At 45.7% G+C, this 18594-nt stretch carries 17 protein-coding genes; 5 read left to right on the top strand and 12 right to left on the bottom strand.

What is annotated here, in order from left to right; genetic code table 11:
* Nucleotides 1-22: 22 nt before the first annotated feature.
* Complete coding sequence (gene motY / locus L4C34_RS11080) at nucleotides 23-904, bottom strand: flagellar protein MotY (RefSeq protein ID WP_428789399.1); 882 nt, start codon at nucleotides 902-904, stop codon at nucleotides 23-25.
* A 214-nt stretch (nucleotides 905-1118) separates the two neighbouring features.
* Between motY and rnt the strand changes: the two genes are divergently transcribed.
* Nucleotides 1119-1787, top strand: a complete 669-nt coding sequence (gene rnt, locus L4C34_RS11075) for a ribonuclease T (protein ID WP_428789398.1) — start codon at nucleotides 1119-1121, stop codon at nucleotides 1785-1787.
* A gap of 89 nt (nucleotides 1788-1876) precedes the next feature.
* On the opposite strand, the gene sucD is transcribed toward rnt, so the two are convergent.
* The 8 genes from sucD to sdhC form a co-directional block, all read right to left on the bottom strand.
* The gene (gene sucD / locus L4C34_RS11070) at nucleotides 1877-2749 is read right to left on the bottom strand and encodes a succinate--CoA ligase subunit alpha (protein ID WP_428789397.1); all 873 of its coding nucleotides are present in this window, start codon (nucleotides 2747-2749) and stop codon (nucleotides 1877-1879) included.
* A complete protein-coding gene (gene sucC, locus L4C34_RS11065; protein ID WP_428789396.1) occupies nucleotides 2749-3915 on the bottom strand; it encodes an ADP-forming succinate--CoA ligase subunit beta in 1167 nt (388 codons plus the stop codon). The genes sucD and sucC overlap by 1 nt, the downstream gene beginning before the upstream one ends.
* A 218-nt stretch (nucleotides 3916-4133) precedes the next feature.
* Nucleotides 4134-5342: a 2-oxoglutarate dehydrogenase complex dihydrolipoyllysine-residue succinyltransferase gene (gene odhB, locus L4C34_RS11060; protein ID WP_428789395.1), complete on the bottom strand. Its 1209-nt coding sequence runs from the start codon at nucleotides 5340-5342 to the stop codon at nucleotides 4134-4136.
* 25 nt (nucleotides 5343-5367) lie between these two features.
* Complete coding sequence (sucA, locus tag L4C34_RS11055; protein WP_428789394.1) at nucleotides 5368-8181, bottom strand: 2-oxoglutarate dehydrogenase E1 component; 2814 nt, start codon at nucleotides 8179-8181, stop codon at nucleotides 5368-5370.
* A 102-nt stretch (nucleotides 8182-8283) separates the two neighbouring features.
* A complete protein-coding gene (locus L4C34_RS11050; protein ID WP_428789393.1) occupies nucleotides 8284-8994 on the bottom strand; it encodes a succinate dehydrogenase iron-sulfur subunit in 711 nt (236 codons plus the stop codon).
* Nucleotides 8995-9008: 14 nt separating this feature from the next.
* Nucleotides 9009-10775 carry a succinate dehydrogenase flavoprotein subunit gene (gene sdhA, locus L4C34_RS11045; RefSeq protein ID WP_428789392.1) on the bottom strand — a complete coding sequence of 589 codons (1767 nt, stop codon included), beginning with the start codon at nucleotides 10773-10775 and terminating at the stop codon, nucleotides 9009-9011.
* Nucleotides 10776-11123, bottom strand: a complete 348-nt coding sequence (gene sdhD / locus L4C34_RS11040; RefSeq protein WP_428789391.1) for a succinate dehydrogenase, hydrophobic membrane anchor protein — start codon at nucleotides 11121-11123, stop codon at nucleotides 10776-10778. It abuts the gene before it with no gap.
* On the bottom strand, nucleotides 11117-11500 hold the full coding sequence (sdhC, locus tag L4C34_RS11035) for a succinate dehydrogenase cytochrome b556 subunit (protein ID WP_428789390.1): 384 nt from the start codon (nucleotides 11498-11500) through the stop codon (nucleotides 11117-11119). Before sdhC ends, sdhD begins: the two co-directional genes overlap by 7 nt.
* 397 nt (nucleotides 11501-11897) lie before the next feature.
* On the opposite strand from sdhC, the gene L4C34_RS11030 reads away from it, so the two are divergent.
* Complete coding sequence (locus L4C34_RS11030) at nucleotides 11898-13187, top strand: citrate synthase (protein ID WP_428789389.1); 1290 nt, start codon at nucleotides 11898-11900, stop codon at nucleotides 13185-13187.
* A gap of 83 nt (nucleotides 13188-13270) precedes the next feature.
* Here the strand turns inward: L4C34_RS11030 and L4C34_RS11025 are convergent, their stop codons facing one another.
* Nucleotides 13271-14029, bottom strand: a complete 759-nt coding sequence (locus L4C34_RS11025; protein WP_428789388.1) for a Nif3-like dinuclear metal center hexameric protein — start codon at nucleotides 14027-14029, stop codon at nucleotides 13271-13273.
* A gap of 214 nt (nucleotides 14030-14243) precedes the next feature.
* On the opposite strand from L4C34_RS11025, the gene L4C34_RS11020 reads away from it, so the two are divergent.
* Nucleotides 14244-15002, top strand: coding sequence for a DUF1853 family protein (locus tag L4C34_RS11020; protein ID WP_428789387.1), 759 nt, complete (start codon nucleotides 14244-14246; stop codon nucleotides 15000-15002).
* Between the two features lie 125 nt (nucleotides 15003-15127).
* Here the strand turns inward: L4C34_RS11020 and pgm are convergent, their stop codons facing one another.
* A complete protein-coding gene (gene pgm / locus L4C34_RS11015; RefSeq protein WP_428789386.1) occupies nucleotides 15128-16774 on the bottom strand; it encodes a phosphoglucomutase (alpha-D-glucose-1,6-bisphosphate-dependent) in 1647 nt (548 codons plus the stop codon).
* A gap of 86 nt (nucleotides 16775-16860) precedes the next feature.
* The gene (gene seqA, locus L4C34_RS11010; RefSeq protein WP_428789385.1) at nucleotides 16861-17406 is read right to left on the bottom strand and encodes a replication initiation negative regulator SeqA; all 546 of its coding nucleotides are present in this window, start codon (nucleotides 17404-17406) and stop codon (nucleotides 16861-16863) included.
* 92 nt (nucleotides 17407-17498) lie between these two features.
* On the opposite strand from seqA, the gene L4C34_RS11005 reads away from it, so the two are divergent.
* On the top strand, nucleotides 17499-18263 hold the full coding sequence (locus L4C34_RS11005) for an alpha/beta fold hydrolase (protein ID WP_428789384.1): 765 nt from the start codon (nucleotides 17499-17501) through the stop codon (nucleotides 18261-18263).
* A 95-nt stretch (nucleotides 18264-18358) separates the two neighbouring features.
* Nucleotides 18359-18577, top strand: coding sequence for a DUF2788 domain-containing protein (locus L4C34_RS11000; protein WP_428789383.1), 219 nt, complete (start codon nucleotides 18359-18361; stop codon nucleotides 18575-18577).
* Nucleotides 18578-18594: the final 17 nt, after the last annotated feature.

Below are 18594 nucleotides of genomic sequence, written 5' to 3'. Positions count from 1 at the left end.
TTTTGATCATGTGCAGTAATCTCTACACGCGCGTTCTACCTAATGAAATGACTACGCGGCGGTTTTTACTCTTGCCAATCGCGGACGCGTTGTCGGCTATCGGGCGGCGCTTACCGTAAGCATGGACTTGTATCCTATCTTCAGACAAACCTATCGACTGAAAATAATTTTGCAATGCGTTTGCTCGCTGCTCCGACAAATCTTGACTAACCGACTTACTGTCAGTTGCGTCGGTATACGTCGACACTAAGACCAAGTCGATATCTTTATTGTAACGAATGTACTCAGCAATTTGTGATAGACGTTTCTTTGAGGCCTTATTCAGCTGAATACTCCCACGATCATAATGCAAAATAGTGAACGCAATATCCTCAAAACTATAAGGTAGTAAGTGGCTAATACATTGACTAAATTGATCATATTTCGGTTGAAATAATATCGAAGATAAAGAGACTTCTACTCGCTCGTCACGACTTTGCCAATCTCTGTAGCTAAAGGTCGGGTAGCGCCCTTTTTCCAATTCACTCAAAATTCCCCACGCTGTTTGCCCGCCAATATAACCATCAAATTGTTTAAAGAATTTAATATTAGAAATACGCTCAGCGTTTTCACCAGGCCGCCACGCAGGTGGCATTGAAATCAGGCTGACATCCCGTGTGGCCCCCATTGGCAGACGCATTTTAAGCTCAAAGTCTAAATTGATTTTCTTGCTTGCGTGAGAGATAAACTCTGCATCGCCGTAATTCGGAATAGGATGAATTAACCTACACTCTAGTGGTGTATTCACCGCCATTTCCCAATGAGATTGACTCGGAGACGCGACAAAGTGTTTCTCCCAAGACCATGCATTGGGAACGTATATTCCCAGTAAAGAAGACGCTACAACGATAATCCACTTATTCATATTTCACTCAACTCACAACTAATGAAGCTGGGGGCATCTTTTTGCCACCGATAACGCACTATCACCTGTTATGCAAAACTCCCGCCACTATCGTGGTTGACCGTCATATAACTCATCACTCACTCTCAATTAGGCTCGATTAATTATAGTGTCAGGTTTTTCTACCGAACAGAATCTGCGATAATATGCAGCTATCCGATAATTTAGGTAACACATGAGTTCAAACAATGATGCGCTTACATTAAAAGGGCGCTTTCGAGGCTACTTCCCTGTCGTCGTTGATGTTGAGACTGCTGGTTTTAATGCAAAAACTGACGCACTGCTTGAAATTTGCGCTATCACCCTAAGAATGGATGAGGAGGGTAATCTTCAGCCAGCCTCAACAATACATTTTCACGTGAGTCCATTTGAAGGCGCGAATCTTGAACAAGCCGCATTAGAATTCAATGGTATCCGAGACCCTTTCAACCCGTTGCGTGGCGCCGTTACCGAATCAGAAGCCCTAAAAGAAATTTATAAATTAGTACGTAAAGAGCTAAAAATAGAAGGCTGTAATCGAGCTATTATGGTCGCCCATAACGCCACGTTCGATCATCAATTTGTCAAAGAAGCCAGTGAACGCTCTAAGCTAAAACGTGTTCCATTTCATCCATTTGCCACCTTCGATACCGCGGCATTGAGTGGTCTAGCATATGGACAAACGGTTTTAGCTAAGGCCTGCCGTACCGCAGGAATGGAATTTGACAATAAAGAAGCACATTCCGCTCTATATGACACACAAAAAACAGCTGAGCTTTTCTGTTCGATTGTTAACAAGTGGAAAGCCTTGGGTGGCTGGCCTGTCGCAGACGAATGCGCTGACGCGGACAAATGCCAAGAGTGACACTCTCTTTCATGCTTCGCTAGTTTAAAAGTACAAACAATAAAAAACCGAGCATCATAGCTCGGTTTTTTCTATTCAAGATGGTTTAATTACCAGCCCGTGATTTCGCGAATTGCTTTGCCGATATCAGCTAAGCTCTTCACTGTCTTAACGCCCGCAGACTCTAATGCAGCGAACTTATCTTCCGCAGTACCTTTACCACCAGAGATAATCGCACCAGCATGGCCCATACGTTTACCTGGAGGAGCCGTTACACCAGCAATGTAAGAAACAACTGGCTTAGATACGTTCTCTTTGATGAAAGCTGCCGCTTCTTCTTCAGCCGTACCACCAATCTCACCAATCATTACAATTGCTTCAGTTTCAGGATCTTTTTCAAACAACTTTAGAATATCGATGAAGTTAGAACCAGGAATTGGGTCACCACCAATACCAACACAAGTCGATTGGCCAAAGCCTTCGTCAGTCGTTTGTTTAACCGCTTCATAAGTCAATGTGCCAGAACGAGAAACGATACCGACTTTACCTTTCTTATGGATATGGCCTGGCATGATGCCAATTTTACATTCATCAGGAGTGATGACGCCTGGGCAATTTGGACCAATCATGACCACGCCTGCTTCGTCTAAACGAACCTTAACGTCAAGAAGATCAAGAGTTGGAATACCTTCAGTGATCGTCACAATCAGTTTGATGCCTGAGTCAATCGCTTCCAGAATCGCATCTTTACAGAACGGTGCTGGTACGTAGATAACCGATGCAGTTGCACCTGTCATCTCAACAGCTTCACGTACCGTGTTAAAGACTGGCAAACCTAAATGCGTTTGACCACCTTTACCCGGAGAAACACCACCAACGAGCTTAGTACCGTATTCAAGCGCTTGCTCAGAGTGGAAAGTACCTTGACCGCCAGTAAAGCCCTGACAGATCACTTTAGTCTCTTTATTAATTAGAACTGACATTATTTCGCCTCCGCTGCAGCAACTACTTTTTCCGCTGCTTCAGTGAGAGAGTTTGCAGCAATGATGTTTAGACCACTATCGGCCAGCTTTTTCGCGCCTAATGGTGCGTTGTTTCCTTCAAGACGAACGACAACAGGTACTTTCACGCCCACTTCTTCTACTGCACCAATGATACCGTCAGCAATCAGGTCGCAACGAACGATACCGCCGAAAATGTTCACAAGCACTGCTTGTACATTGGTATCAGACAGGATGATTTTAAACGCTTCAGTTACACGTTCTTTCGTCGCACCGCCGCCTACATCAAGGAAGTTCGCTGGTTTGCCGCCGTGCAAGTTAACGATATCCATTGTACCCATTGCTAGGCCAGCGCCGTTGACCATACAACCAATGTTTCCGTCAAGAGCAACGTAGTTCAGTTCCCATTGCGCAGCATGAGCTTCACGCTCATCTTCTTGAGATGGATCGTGCATTTCACGCAATTTTGGTTGACGGTACATAGCATTAGAATCAATGTTGATCTTGCCATCAAGGCACAATAGGTTGCCTTCGCCCGTGATAACCAATGGGTTGATTTCTAGTAGCGCAAGGTCGTACTGAGCAAACATCTCACCTAGACCCATAAAGATCTTCACAAACTGCTTAATTTGATCGCCTTTTAGGCCTAATTTGAACGCCAACTCGCGACCTTGGTAAGCTTGAGGGCCTACCAGCGGATCGATAGCCGCTTTGTGAATAAGTTCCGGAGTTTCTTCCGCTACTTTTTCAATCTCAACGCCGCCTTCTGTCGATGCCATGAAAACAATACGACGAGTAGAACGGTCAACAACCGCGCCTAAATAAAGCTCGTTGGCAATATTAGAAGCTTCTTCAACCAAGATTTTTGTTACAGGTTGGCCTGCAGCGTCTGTTTGGTACGTAACTAGATTTCTGCCAATCCATTTTTGAGCGAAATCACGAATGCCATCTTTAGTATCATGCAGCTCAACACCGCCAGCTTTACCGCGACCACCCGCATGTACTTGACATTTTACGACCCACTTATCGCCACCAATTTTACTGGCAGCTTCAGCAGCTTCGTGTCGTGTATCACATGCGTAGCCCTCTGGTACAGGCAACCCGAATTCTGCAAACAGCTGTTTGGCTTGGTATTCATGCAAATTCATTATGTTATTCCGTCTATTTATCCTTTGAAGGATTTATTATTTCCATTCGCTTCTAGCTGGCGCCGAGCAAGTATATGTAGGAGTACTCTTTGAAGTTATCAACGTGATGGCATTACTCACGCTGAGTTTCAGGCCAGCTGTGAACACAGCTGACCTGAGTTACTAGAATGTTTACCGCACCGCCTAGCGTTTATCGCACTGAGGCACGGTCGACATTGTTAAACATTCAGCAATAAACGCGCTGGATCTTCTAGTAGTTCTTTAATCGTGACCAAGAAACCTACCGATTCACGCCCATCAATTAGACGATGATCGTAAGACAGAGCTAGGTACATCATTGGCAAGATTTCAACTTTTCCGTTGACCGCCATCGGGCGATCTTGGATTTTATGCATGCCTAAAATGGCAGACTGAGGTGGGTTAATAATTGGAGTCGACATCAGAGAGCCAAATACACCGCCATTGGTGATAGTAAAGTTACCACCGATCAGCTCTTCAACCTTTAATTTGCCATCTCGACCTTTGATGGCGAGCTCTTTAATACCTTTTTCAATATCAGAAAAACCTAACGTATCGCAGTCTTTCAATACTGGAGTGACTAGGCCGCGCGGAGTTGAAACCGCCATGCTGATATCAAAATAGTTATGATAAACAATATCAGTACCGTCGATAGAAGCGTTCACTTCAGGGAAACGCTTTAAGGCCTCAGTAACGGCTTTCACGTAGAAAGACATAAAGCCCAAACGAATGCCATGACGCTCTTCGAATTGATCTTTGTACTGCTTTCTTAAGTCCATGATTGGCTTCATGTTGACTTCATTGAACGTCGTCAACATCGCTGTACTGTTCTTCGCTTCCAACAATCGGTTCGCAACTGTTTTGCGTAAACGAGTCATAGGTACACGTTTTTGGCTACGAGCGGCAGCAGGTACTACTACCCCCTGCTCGGCCGATGCTGGCGCACCAGCATCTTTGTTTTTCATATAGGCTTCGACGTCTTCACGAGTGATGCGTCCACCAACACCTGACCCTTTTACTTGGCTGCCATCAATATTGTGTTCAGCCAACAGTCGACGTACCGCTGGGCTCAGCGCGTCATTCGTTTCTTCAGATAGATCTGCAGTTTTACGTTTATCTGGTGACGCTTCTGTCGCAGCAGTTTTGTCTTTAGTTGGCTCTCCGGCCACTGCACCTAGTTTTAACTTAGCAATCAGCTGACGAGAAAGTACGGTTGCGCCTTCTTCTTCAACGATAGATTCTAGAACGCCAGCATCCGGCGCAGGCACTTCAAGCACCACCTTATCAGTCTCGATATCGACGATCACTTCATCGCGGGCAACCGCTTCACCTGGCTTTTTGTGCCAAGTTGCTACTGTAGCGTCAGCTACGGATTCAGGTAAATCTGGAACCAGAATTTCAATTGTCATGTTCTTTTTCCTTTCACTCTAGTTCTTAATCTAGGGTCAGAGCGTCTTCAACTAACGCTTTTTGTTGTTTCAAATGGACGGACATATATCCAACCGCTGGAGAAGCTGATGCAGGGCGACCTGCATAAATGATCTCAGAGCCCGCAGGTATCGCTGAGCGGAAATTATGCTGGCTTGAATACCATGCACCTTGGTTTAGAGGCTCTTCTTGGCACCAAACAAACTGAGTCGCATTAACGTATTGAGAAAGAATCCTCTGCACGTCTTCCATCGGGAACGGGTACAGTTGCTCAACACGAATGATAATCACATCTTTTTGCTCATTATTACGACGCTGTTCCAGCAAATCGTAGTAAACCTTACCTGCACACATCACCACGCGTTTCACGCCATCTGGCTTGATATCGTCAATTTCACCAATTGCTGCTTGGAAAGTCCCTTGAGCTAAATCATCAATACTAGAAACACACAGTGGATGACGAAGTAAGGACTTCGGTGACATAACAATCAATGGACGACGCATAGGGCGTACAACTTGGCGGCGCAGCATATGATAAACTTGAGCTGGCGTTGACGGCATGACAACCTGCATGTTCTGCTCAGCACACAACTGTAGATAGCGCTCTACGCGCGCAGATGAGTGCTCAGGACCTTGCCCTTCATAACCATGTGGAAGCAACATCGTTAAGCCGCATAAGCGCCCCCACTTCTGTTCACCAGAAGAGATAAACTGATCGATCACGACCTGCGCACCATTTGCAAAATCGCCAAATTGGGCTTCCCATAATGTCAATCCACCCGGCTCAGCAGTCGCGTAACCATATTCAAACGCCAATACGGCTTCTTCCGATAGCACTGAGTCATAGACTTCAAATGGACCCTGCTTGTCATGTAAGTGACGCAGTGGAATATAAGTGCTGGCATCGGATTGGTTATGCAATACAGAATGGCGATGGAAGAATGTACCGCGACCAGAGTCCTGCCCTGAAATACGAATACGTCTGCCATCATCAACTAACGTGGCATAAGCGAGCGTTTCTGCCATACCCCAGTCAATTGCTTTTTCGCCTTCCACCATAGCAAGTCTATCGTTGTACAGCTTGTGTACCCGACTTTGCAGCTTATGGCTTTCTGGGAATGAACACACCTTATTGCCTAAGCTTAGCAGTCGATCATTGTCAACTTTACTCGCCCAATCCATATTCCAGTCGTGACCTAAGAAAGGTGACCAGTCCACAGAGTGCATCGTCATTGGACGCCACTCTTTTACAACCACTTCACCTTGGTCTAATAAATCACGATATTCATTGACCAATTGGGTGGCGGCTTCCATTTCAAATTCACCTTTATCGATCATCACATCTGCGTATAGCTTACGTGGCGTCGGGTGCTTTTTGATTTTCTGGTACATCAGAGGCTGAGTCGCGTTCGGCTCATCGGCTTCGTTATGACCATGACGGCGATAACAAACCAGATCGATCACCACATCACGCTTAAACGTATTGCGATAATCCAATGCAGTGCGAGCAACAAAAGCGACAGCTTCTGGGTCGTCGGCATTCACGTGGAAAATTGGTGCCTGAACCATCTTCGCAATATCAGTACAATACATAGTAGAGCGAGTGTCAGTTGGGTTAGACGTGGTGAAACCCACTTGGTTGTTCACCACAATGCGAATAGTTCCGCCAACCTTAAAGCCACGTGCCTGAGACATATTGAACGTTTCTTGCACAACACCTTGACCCGCAATCGCAGAATCACCATGAACAGTGATTGGCAACACTAAGCTACCACTATGATCTTCGAGCCTATCTTGACGAGCACGTACCGACCCGATTACAACAGGGTTCACGATTTCGAGGTGCGATGGGTTAAAAGCGAGAGCTAAGTGGACATTACCACCAGAAGTCGCAAAGTCTGCTGAGAAACCTTGGTGATACTTCACATCACCCGTACCCCATGATTCATCATGCTGCTTACCAGCAAACTCATCGAACAAATCTTGAGGCTTTTTACCTAATACGTTAACCAACATATTGAGGCGACCACGGTGAGCCATGCCTACGACAACTTCACGCATGCCTTCTGCACCCGCATGGCGGATGATCTCTTTGGTCATAGGGATAAGTGCATCACCACCTTCAAGAGAGAAACGTTTCGCACCTGGGAACTTAGCACCCAGATAACGCTCCAATCCTTCCGCTGCAGTTAGCTCTTCAAGGAAAGTATGCTTTTCGTCTTTCGTGAAAGCTGGCTGACCAGAAACAGATTCCAAACGCTGCTGAATCCAACGTTTTTCCTCCGTATTGGTCATGTGCATGTATTCTGCACCAATCGAACCACAATATGTTTGATTCAACGCCTTGTAGATATCTCGCAATACCATAGTGTCTTGGCCAATGGCAAAAGACCCTACGTTAAACGTCTCATCAAAATCTTGTTCCGTTAAATTATGGTATGCAGGGTCCAGCTCAGCGACCGCTTCTCGCTTCCAAAGACCTAACGGGTCTAGGTTGGCGGCTTGATGCCCTCTAAATCGGTAAGCATTAATCAGCTGTAGAACTTTTACTTGCTTTGCGTCGACGTCTGGATCACTAACTTGGGCACTGTAATGCTTTGTTTCTTTTGCGAGTCGTCGGAAGTATTCGCGGACACGTGAGTGCGGCTGTTCAGCCGCTACAGAAGCTTGCACAGGCAAATCTTCAAACACACTTTTCCACTCATCACTTACCTGTTCGGGATCACTCAGATACAGTTCGTAGAGTTCTTCTACATATGTTGCATTGGCACCAGCCAAGTGTGAAGACTCGAGCCACGCCTTCATCACACCATTGTGCATATTTTCCCTTAACCAGTTGTTTTCATGTTATCTACGGTCTAGGCCGAGTTATTACGTAGGCGATCCAGCTTAAGCCTTCACGCCATCTTGTTACTGAATTTGTTATACAGAACGATTGACGAGCATCGTTTTGATATGACCAATTGCTTTAGTCGGGTTCAAACCTTTCGGACAAACGCTCACACAGTTCATGATGCCGTGACAACGGAAGACACTAAAAGCGTCATCAAGATCAGACAAACGTTCATCTGTCGCTGTATCTCTGCTGTCGATTAGCCAGCGATAGGCCGCAAGTAAGCCAGCCGGACCGATAAACTTATCTGGGTTCCACCAGAAAGATGGGCACGATGTTGAGCAACACGCACACATGATGCACTCATACAATCCATCAAGATGTACACGGTCTTCTGGAGACTGTAAGTGCTCTCGTGACGGAGGTAATTCACCATCGGAAATCAAGAATGGTTTTACTTTGGCGTAGTTGTCGTAAAACTGGGTCATATCGACAATTAAATCGCGCACTACCGGCAAACCAGGTAACGGACGAATGACAATTTTTCCACCGGTTAACGCTGACAACGGCGTGATACACGCGAGGCCATTCTTACCATTCATATTGACTCCGTCAGAGCCACATACACCTTCACGGCACGAGCGACGAAATGAGATGGTAGGATCTTGCTCTTTTAGCAAAATCATCGCATCTAGCAGCATCATGTCTGAGCCATCGTCAACTTCCAGAGTGTAGTCCTTCATATAAGGTTTTTTATCTACATCTGGGTTATAACGATACAAAGAGAAGTTTAGTTTCATGTCGTAGGCCTCCCTTAGTATGTACGAATTTTAGGCGGGAACGCTTCGCGGTGAACCGGTGCCATATTGACATCACGTTTCGCCATGTTTTCCGTCTCAGGGTTATAGACTGAGTGGCATAGCCAGTTTTCATCGTCACGATCCGGGAAATCAAACCGAGCGTGAGCACCGCGACTTTCAGTACGGTAGTTTGCCGCCACTGCTGTCGAGAACGCCGTTTCCATCAAGTTATCCAACTCCAAGCACTCAACGCGCTGGGTATTAAACTCAGATGATTTGTCAGCCAGATGAGCATCTTTCAAACGCTCACGGATCACTTTCAGCTCTTCAAGACCTGTTGCCATCGCATCACCTTCTCTAAATACTGAGAAGTTATTTTGCATGCAACTTTGCAGATCTTTTCTAATTTGCACTGGGTCTTCACCGCCCGTGCTGTTTTCCCAGCGCATGGTACGAGCAAGAGAAGCTTCAATATCGGACTCAGTTGCAGGGCGAGCTTCTGCTTGCGCTGCTAGTGTTTCACCCAAGTGCAAACCAGTCGCTCGACCAAATACCACTAAATCAAGAAGCGAGTTACCGCCTAAACGGTTCGCACCATGAACTGATACTGAGGCGATTTCACCACAGGCAAATAAGCCTTGAATTTCTTCATCGTTTCCAGAAGCATCTTGTTTGATTGCTTGGCCAGAAACTTGCGTTGGCACCCCACCCATCATGTAGTGACATGTAGGTATAACTGGGATCGGCTCTTTCACAGGATCCACGTGAGCAAACGTTCGTGACAATTCGCAAACGCCCGGCAAACGTGATTCCAATACGTCCTTACCTAGATGATCCAATTTCAGCTTAATGTGAGGTCCCCATGGTCCTTCACAACCGCGTCCTTCACGCAATTCAATCATCATTGAGCGTGCCACGACGTCACGACCAGCCAAGTCTTTGGCATTAGGTGCATAACGCTCCATAAAGCGTTCGCCGTCTTTATTGAGTAGATAGCCGCCTTCGCCACGACACCCTTCTGTTACCAATACACCTGCGCCCGCGATCCCGGTTGGGTGGAACTGCCACATTTCCATGTCTTGCATTGGTACACCAGCGCGAAGCGCCATACCCACACCATCACCTGTGTTGATGTGTGCATTCGTGGTTGAAGCATAAATACGCCCCGCTCCACCTGTCGCTAAAATAGTTGCCTTTGATTTGAAATAACAAATCTCACCGGTTTCCATACAAATCGCGGTACAACCCATAACGGCGCCGTCTTGGTTCTTCACCAAATCCAGTGCATACCACTCAGAGAAAATTGTTGTCTTGTGCTTGATATTTTGTTGGTAAAGAGTATGCAAAAGCGCGTGACCTGTACGGTCTGCCGCGGCTGCCGTTCGCGCAGCTTGCTCGCCGCCAAACTCTATAGACTGACCACCAAATGGTCTTTGGTAAATAGAGCCGTTGTCGAAGCGTGAAAATGGAAGGCCCATTTTTTCAAGCTCGATAACCGATTCTGGACCGTTCTTACACATGTACTCAATGGCATTTTGGTCGCCAATGTAATCGGAACCTTTGACAGTATCGTACATATGCCACTGCCAATTATCTTTATGGGAGTTGCCTAGTGCGACTGTGATACCACCTTGGGCAGATACCGTATGAGAACGTGTAGGGAATACTTTTGATAACAGTGCGCATGATAGCCCCTGCTCAGATATCTGGAGAGCGGCACGCATACCAGCACCACCAGCGCCGATTACGACGGCATCAAACTCACGAACTGGAATAGTCACTTACACACCCCACAAAATAAACAGACCAGAAAAAACATAGCTAATTAGTGCGGCAATCACGAGCAGCTGAAGTCCAGCGCGGATCATAGAACACTTAATATAATCAGTGAGCACTTGCCACATACCTATCCAGGCATGAATCAGCACTGAAACCAGCGCCAACATAGTAAACACTTTAGTACAGGTACCAGCGAAAAAAGCCGTCCAGATTTGGAAGGTAATCTCACCTGAGAAAGCGAAGAAGCACGCCAGATATATAGCGTAAAGGGTCATAATGATCGCAGTGCCACGAATCAGCAAAAAATCGTGTACGCCATTGCGACCAAAAGTGGAAACATTATTTACCATACTAAAATCCCCGCTAGCAGCGAAAGAACGACTGTCACGACAAAAACAACTTTCGCGCTTTTCGCACCGCTTTCAAGCTCTTCAAAATGACCTAAATCCATCATTAGATGGCGAATGCCACCAGCAATATGGTATGAAACCGCGGTCAAAATTCCCCATAGAACCAGTTTCACGAAGAAGCCATTAACAACTTGCTGAAAGGCTTCTGGGGAGGAAAGAGATTGGGACAATAGCCAGAGTAGGATTCCGACCGAAACAAACATGATCACACCTGATATTCGGTGAAGAATAGATGTAATTGCGGTGATCGGGAAATGGATGGTCTGTAAATCGAGATTAACAGGTCTAGACTTTCTTTTTTTCATGGGCTTGCTCACTCAGCTCCATTATTGCATTTATAATTATGAATAAATTTTTGACGGAACCTTGTAAAAGTTAACCTCAACCTCATCACAAAGCATCATTTTGGTGCAAATGAATGTGAGGTTTTTGTTAACAGACAAAACTAGGTGAATCCATCTCAATAATTCAGTCTAGCCTTGAATTCAAAAGGTTTCCCCCTAAAATTTCGCCGCCACTATACGGCTGGCAACATTCTAATACAATACGTGCAACAGTTTTTGCTACACAGGGCAGGTTTTTAACTATGCACCAATAAAAAACACTTACAAGTGCACACAAAAGAGGAGAGTAATTGACATTCTTCACGAACAAACGTAAAAAATTGAGGCATGAAAATCCGTATCGGATAAAAATAAACAAAGGAGATTGGTTATGGCAGATAAGAAAGCGGTCCTTCAAGTTGAAGGTAAATCGCCAATCGAGCTCGATATTATGGATGGAACCTTAGGTCCAGAAGTCATTGACGTTCGTAAACTAGGAGCAAATGGATACTTTACTTTTGACCCTGGTTTTCTTGCCACTGCATCTTGTGAATCTCAAATCACCTACATTGATGGCGGCGCAGGCGTCTTATTGCATCGTGGCTTCCCTATCGATCAATTAGCTAATAATGCCGATTATTTAGAAGTCTGTTATATTCTTCTTTATGGTCAAGCGCCAAAACGCGCTGAGTATGAAGAATTCAAAAAGACTATTTCTCGCCACACTATGGTTCATGAGCAAATCGCGAGCTTCTTCCACGGTTTCCGTCGCGACGCTCACCCAATGGCCGTTATGTGTGGTGTAGTTGGAGCACTTGCTGCCTTCTATCACGACTCTCTTGACGTCAACAATGACGAACACCGTGAGATTGCTGCATTCCGCTTGATTTCGAAAATGCCAACACTCGCTGGCATGTGTTACAAATACTCAATCGGTCAGCCATTTATCTACCCACGCAACGATCTAAGCTACGCAGAAAACTTCCTGCACATGATGTTTGCTAACCCATGTGAAGAGTACGAAGTGAACCCAGTGGTTGCACGTGCGATGGACAAAATATTCACGTTGCATGCCGATCACGAACAAAACGCGTCGACTTCAACTGTTCGTCTAGCAGGTTCATCTGGCGCGAATCCATTTGCTTGTATCGCCGCAGGGATCGCCTCTCTTTGGGGACCGGCTCATGGTGGTGCCAATGAAGCATGTTTGAAGATGCTCGAAGAAATTGGTTCAGTCGATAAGATTGCTGAATATGTAGATAGAGCAAAAGACAAAGATGATCCATTCCGCTTGATGGGCTTTGGCCACCGTGTCTACAAGAACTACGATCCACGTGCAACGGTAATGCGTGAAGCGTGCCATGAAGTACTCAAAGAGCTGAACATCAAAGATCCTCTTCTTGATGTCGCGATGGAATTAGAGCGTATTGCTCTATCAGACGAATATTTTGTCGATAAGAAACTATACCCGAACGTTGATTTTTACTCAGGTATCATTCTTAAAGCGATCGGTATTCCAGTGTCCATGTTTACAGTTATCTTTGCCATGTCTCGTACCATCGGCTGGATTGCTCACTGGAGCGAGATGCACAGTGACCCTGAGAATCGTATTGGCCGTCCTCGCCAGCTTTACACAGGCCAGACCAAACGTGATTTTCAGCCTATTCACGAACGTGAATAACTGACAACAACGCATGTGTTAAGGGCTTGGTTTTCCAAGCCCTTTTTTATCATATCTCTAATACTGACACTTATACCGAATACTCACACCGGGTTATCGATATCGATAAATTCGACATCTAGTCCATGTTCCTGAGCGAGCCATTCACCAAGTGCTTTTACACCATAACGTTCAGTTGCATGATGTCCTGCTGAGAAATAATGAATATCTTGCTCCCTCGCTGAGTACGTTGTGCGCTCAGAAATCTCACCCGAAATAAATGCATCGAGCCCTAATTTAGCAGCAAGATCTATATAGTCTTGACCACCACCAGTACACCAACCAACCGACGAAATGATCTTATCCGTGTTGTTTGGCGCAATATGCAGTGGAGCTCGGTGTAAACACTTTGTAATGCGCTCACTCAATTCTTTCCCCGATATTGGCGGATCAAAGACGCCGTGCATGGCAACGGATTGAGGGTGATCTTCCATCCCCCCACGTATATCAATACCCAGCAAGGCAGCTAATTGGGCATTGTTGCCAAGCTCAGAGTGGATATCTAGCGGTAAGTGATAACCATACAGATTGATGTCATTTTTAATTAAACTACGGATACGCTGGCCTTTCATCCCTCTAATTGGCTCAGGCTCCCCTTTCCAAAAGTAACCGTGGTGGACTAAAATGGCATCAGCGTTCTTCTCAATCGCTACATTGATCAGTGCTTGCGAGGCTGTCACGCCTGTAATCACCTTACGTATCTTTGGGCTACCTTCCACCTGCAAACCATTTGGGCTGTAATCTTTTACTAATTGCGGAGAAAGCTTCTGGTTCAGTACGCTTTCAAGCTGGATATTGTTCATAAGGAGATTCCGTGAATGTTTGATCTATCAGGTAATCATACCCTAGGGTTCCCATCCTAATCGAGGAAGATTGACTATTTCCAAGATATGCCTAGCGCGCTTTAGTTTCAGCTTGATCGATATTGAACGGAAACAAACATAATCTTAATAAGCTCATTGGTCTGATGTACACTGTTGGCCACCGCCAAGTTTCGACTTAGATTGCCCAAAAACTATGACTGACTTTCCTCGTATTGCCCAGTGGGTACAAAATACCCCGTCGCTGTTCAACGCCTTATCACCTATATGTCATTCAGCACCGACCCAAACCGTTGCGCCGCGATGGCCTGATAGTTATACCGGAAACCCTCGGCTCGGCTTCCTCTACCAGTATGTGGTGAGCGAGCTATTTAACCACAGTCAGCACCATCAGATCCTCGCGGAAGAGGTCCAACTCAGTGACGCGGGAAAAACCTTGGGTGCCATCGACTTTATTATTGAAAACTTGGCTACTACTCAACTTGAACACTGGGAAGTCGCGATAAAGTTTTATCTATTGCACGATGGGAAGTGGTATGGGCCTAACGCCAAAGACCGCTTAGATCTAAAATTAGATAGGATGCTTAACCACCAGCTCGCAATGTCTGCAAGCAAATCATTTCGCCTACGATTTCCAGAGTGGGACGACATATCTCAACACCTATTGATGCAAGGGCGTTTATATGTCAATCCATTTGAGCAGTACGAGATTCCAACTCACTGTTTAGGCTATGAAATCGAACCCTCTCGAGTAGAAGGCTATTGGTGTTACCAAAGCCAAAAGCACTTAATAAGTGAACCTATTTTACCGTTAGCAAAGCACCTTTGGATCACGGGATTCGACAAGTTTGATCTCAACCAAGAAGTCTCACATCCACACCGTGAGCCACTCCACTATCAAGCTCAATCAGGCAAATTCTGGTTTGTCGTCCCAGATTCGTGGCCAAATAATTAATCAAGAGTTGTGGCTTTTATAATATTTAGAATATTTAGAATATTTAGAACTTTCCCACGGCTACAAAAAAGCAGCGGCACTGCCACTGCTTTTTTTTGTACTGTTTTTAGTCGCTGAATTGCGTGTTACAAACCAGCTGCAACAAACACTTTTTTAACGATATCTTGCGCTTCTTGCTCAAGCATTTTTAGGTGTTCTTCACCTTTAAAACTCTCACAGTATATTTTGTAAATGTCTTCTGTGCCTGACGGCCTTGCCGCAAACCAGCCAAACTCAGTTGTCACCTTAAGGCCACCAATCGCAGCGCCATTACCTGGAGCATGAGTTAAACGGGCGGTAATACGATCGCCTGCCAAGGTTTCCGCAAGAACGGCATCTGGAGTCAAATTAGATAAAACGGCTTTTTGCTCACTATTCGCGACAGCTTGGGTACGGCTATATTGAGATTCACCGTGTTTGGCTGCCAACTCTTGGTAATATTGCTGTGGGTTCTTACCTGTCACTGCGGTTATTTCAGCAGCCAGAAGACACAAGATGATACCATCTTTGTCCGTTGCCCAAGGCGTACCATCTTTGCGCAAGAAAGATGCACCCGCACTCTCTTCACCGCCAAAACCAAAGCGACCACTAAACAAGCCGTCCACAAACCATTTAAAGCCAACTGGCACTTCACACAGCTCACGGCCAAGATCGGCGACCACCTTATCAATCAGCGCGCTAGAAACCAACGTCTTGCCAACGGCAACTTCAGCTGACCAATCACTGCGATGACGATACAAATAGTCGATACAAACCGCTAAGAAGTGGTTTGGGTTCATCAGTCCCGCAGGTGTCACAATACCATGGCGGTCGTAATCTGGGTCATTACCAAACGCTAAGTCATACTCATCTTTCAGAGCCAACAAGCCAGCCATGGCATATGGCGACGAGCAATCCATACGCACAACGCCATCTTTGTCTAGGCACATAAACTGAAACGATGGATCGACAGCATCATTAACCAATGTAATATCAAGACCGTATGCATCACGAATCTGCTTCCAGTACTCGATACCGCTACCACCAAGAGGATCAACGCCAATGTTCAGATCCGCATTTTGAATCGCTTTCATATCAACAACGTTAACCAAGTCAGCCACATATGGCGCAACCAAGTCTCTCTCTTGATACAATTCAGATGCCTTCGCTTGTTCAAGGCTAATGCGCTGCACGCCTTGTAGACCTTCTGCAATCAAAGCGTTCGCTCGATCTTCAATTTTTTTGGTGATGTCCCCTTCTGCTGGCCCACCATGTGCCGGGTTGTATTTAATACCGCCGTCTTGTGGAGGGTTATGTGAAGGAGTGATAACCAAACCGTCAGCTTTATCTTTCGCAGACAAGTTGTGGGTTAAAATAGCGTGAGAGATGCCCGGCGTCGGCGTATAACCAGCGCTTTCTTGCACAACCACTTGCACCCCATTCGCCACCAATACCTGAACCACACTGGAAAAAGCCGGCTCGGATAGCGCGTGGGTATCCTTACCAATAAACAAAGGCCCTGTCGTATTCAGCTCAGCTCGGTACTCTGCCACCGCTTGCGCGATCGCTAAAATATGATGTTCATTGAATGTTGCTTTGTCTGCACACCCACGATGCCCCGACGTACCAAACTGGACTCTTTGATCGGAGGAATGCGAAGACGGCTGGATAAGATAGTAGTTAGCGACTAGTGCTGGAATATTGTACAGATCTTGCTGCTGCGCTCGCTGCCCTGCGCGAGGGTGAATAGACATATAAAAAATCCTTTAATGATATGAATAGCTGCTCAAGCCCCGCATTGAACTTGTTGGAGTGCAAAGCGAGGCTAAAATCAGGTGGTTCAGATAGCGTTAACGACTTTATCAACCAAATCGTTGGGGAAACTCATTTTGCCCATGAGCTGCTCCACCATTTGACGCTTTCGGCTGGTATTGTTATTGGTAATCACCCAGAACGGGGTATCTGGAATGGCCTTAGGTTTGGTCGTGTTACCATTAGCTAGCAAGGTTTTTTCATTGTCAGCAAAGTACACTCGTTTTCTGCCTTTAACTTGGCTCGCTTCTGAAAAAGTAATTGAATCAATTCGATACAGGGTCGATAGCACTAACATAAATCGGTCAATGGCTTTCGTCATGCCTGCGAACTCATCAGAGATAAGCAACGAGCGCATAGCTTTTACGCTATCAATGTGTTTTTCTTTCGCTCCCTCTTTACTCACGACAATGCCTTTTGGCTCAACCGGAACAACCGAACTTGTATCTGCCTGCATAGCATCGACATCTATCATCAGTAAGCGGCGCAGAATATCTGAGGCACTTTCCCCGATGTGATGTGTTTGGCTAGCGATGAAGCGGTACAGTTCCTCATCAACCTCAATTGTTTTCATTCGCTTTTCATTATCTCAATGTTTAAACTCCATAGGATTATAACGAGATCTTTGCAGATACTCTACGAGAAACCCTGTGTGAATAAGAGAAAATGTCAGAGCTGCTAAACTATAAAATTGAAGGTGAAGGTCACACCATTGTTTTGATCCATGGTTTATTTGGTAACTTAGATAATCTAGGTACGCTTGCCCGAGATCTAAAAGACGACTATCAAGTCGTGAGTCTAGATCTACGCAATCATGGGCGATCGTTTCACAGTGACACCCATAACTACCAAGTTTTGGCGCAAGACGCCAATCACACCTTAAACTATCTTGGCCTCGAAAATTACTCCTTGATCGGTCACTCAATGGGTGGCAAGGCTGCTATGGCGCTTGCTGATATTGCAAGAGATCAGGTCCGAGAGCTAATCGTGTTGGATATGGCCCCTGTCCGCTACCAGCAAAGACGGCATGACAATGTACTCGCTGGGCTCAATGCTGTCCTCGCGGCAAAACCTGTGTCACGCAGTGAGGCCATGAAAGTACTGGCTCAGCATATTGAGATTGATGGTGTTCGCCAATTTTTAAGTAAGTCTTTATACAAAGATGGGGAGCATTTGTCGTGGCGATTTAATGTACCCGCTCTTGAAAACAACTATGATCACATTCAAAATTGGCAAGAAATTACGCCAATCGATATTCCAACCTTGTTCATTAAAGGTGGGGATTCAGATTACTTGCTGGCAGAACATCAAATGCAGATTCAGCGACAATTTAGCCGCGCTAAAGCACACGTCATTGCCAATACAGGGCATTGGTTACACGCTGAAAAACCGTTTGAAGTAATACGCACGATTCGCAAATTTATCGCGTGAGCCACTTATCTTAGACTCGCGTGTAGACGCATCAATTAACTTTGCGCCACAACAATGGTATAGTGCGCGCAAGCAAATTAGCATATAGGATTACTATGCTATACGACTATATGAACATCCTTGAATCAGTCGGCCTTGACTTGCTCTTTGCGGGTCTTTTTTTCTTGATCGGCATGGCAATCAAGGATGTACTCAAGCAAGGAAATGTTCCACCGTTTGGTCGTCGTATCGTGTGGTTAGTCCTGTTCTTAGGTTGTACAGGCTTTGTCGCCAAAGGCGTCATACAGCTTATTTGGGAAGGACAGGGTTTATAGTATCCACGTTTTCTTAT

It is taken from the genome of Vibrio profundum (genome assembly GCF_050337555.1).
Classification (GTDB): Bacteria; Pseudomonadota; Gammaproteobacteria; order Enterobacterales; family Vibrionaceae; genus Vibrio; species Vibrio profundum.
Note: the sequence above shows the minus strand (reverse complement) of the source record. Positions and strands in the feature narration are given on the sequence as shown.

Bases quoted from the DNA above. Each gene is read 5' to 3' on its own strand.
- motY (WP_428789399.1), bottom strand. From the start codon at position 904: ATGAATAAGTGGATTATCGTTGTAGCGTCTTCTTTACTGGGAATATAC.
- rnt (WP_428789398.1), top strand. From the start codon at position 1,119: ATGAGTTCAAACAATGATGCGCTTACATTAAAAGGGCGCTTTCGAGGC.
- sucD (WP_428789397.1), bottom strand. From the start codon at position 2,749: ATGTCAGTTCTAATTAATAAAGAGACTAAAGTGATCTGTCAGGGCTTT.
- sucC (WP_428789396.1), bottom strand. From the start codon at position 3,915: ATGAATTTGCATGAATACCAAGCCAAACAGCTGTTTGCAGAATTCGGG.
- odhB (WP_428789395.1), bottom strand. From the start codon at position 5,342: ATGACAATTGAAATTCTGGTTCCAGATTTACCTGAATCCGTAGCTGAC.
- sucA (WP_428789394.1), bottom strand. From the start codon at position 8,181: ATGCACAATGGTGTGATGAAGGCGTGGCTCGAGTCTTCACACTTGGCT.
- L4C34_RS11050 (WP_428789393.1), bottom strand. From the start codon at position 8,994: ATGAAACTAAACTTCTCTTTGTATCGTTATAACCCAGATGTAGATAAA.
- sdhD (WP_428789391.1), bottom strand. From the start codon at position 11,123: ATGGTAAATAATGTTTCCACTTTTGGTCGCAATGGCGTACACGATTTT.
- L4C34_RS11030 (WP_428789389.1), top strand. From the start codon at position 11,898: ATGGCAGATAAGAAAGCGGTCCTTCAAGTTGAAGGTAAATCGCCAATC.
- L4C34_RS11025 (WP_428789388.1), bottom strand. From the start codon at position 14,029: ATGAACAATATCCAGCTTGAAAGCGTACTGAACCAGAAGCTTTCTCCG.
- L4C34_RS11020 (WP_428789387.1), top strand. From the start codon at position 14,244: ATGACTGACTTTCCTCGTATTGCCCAGTGGGTACAAAATACCCCGTCG.
- pgm (WP_428789386.1), bottom strand. From the start codon at position 16,774: ATGTCTATTCACCCTCGCGCAGGGCAGCGAGCGCAGCAGCAAGATCTG.
- seqA (WP_428789385.1), bottom strand. From the start codon at position 17,406: ATGAAAACAATTGAGGTTGATGAGGAACTGTACCGCTTCATCGCTAGC.
- L4C34_RS11005 (WP_428789384.1), top strand. From the start codon at position 17,499: ATGTCAGAGCTGCTAAACTATAAAATTGAAGGTGAAGGTCACACCATT.
- L4C34_RS11000 (WP_428789383.1), top strand. From the start codon at position 18,359: ATGCTATACGACTATATGAACATCCTTGAATCAGTCGGCCTTGACTTG.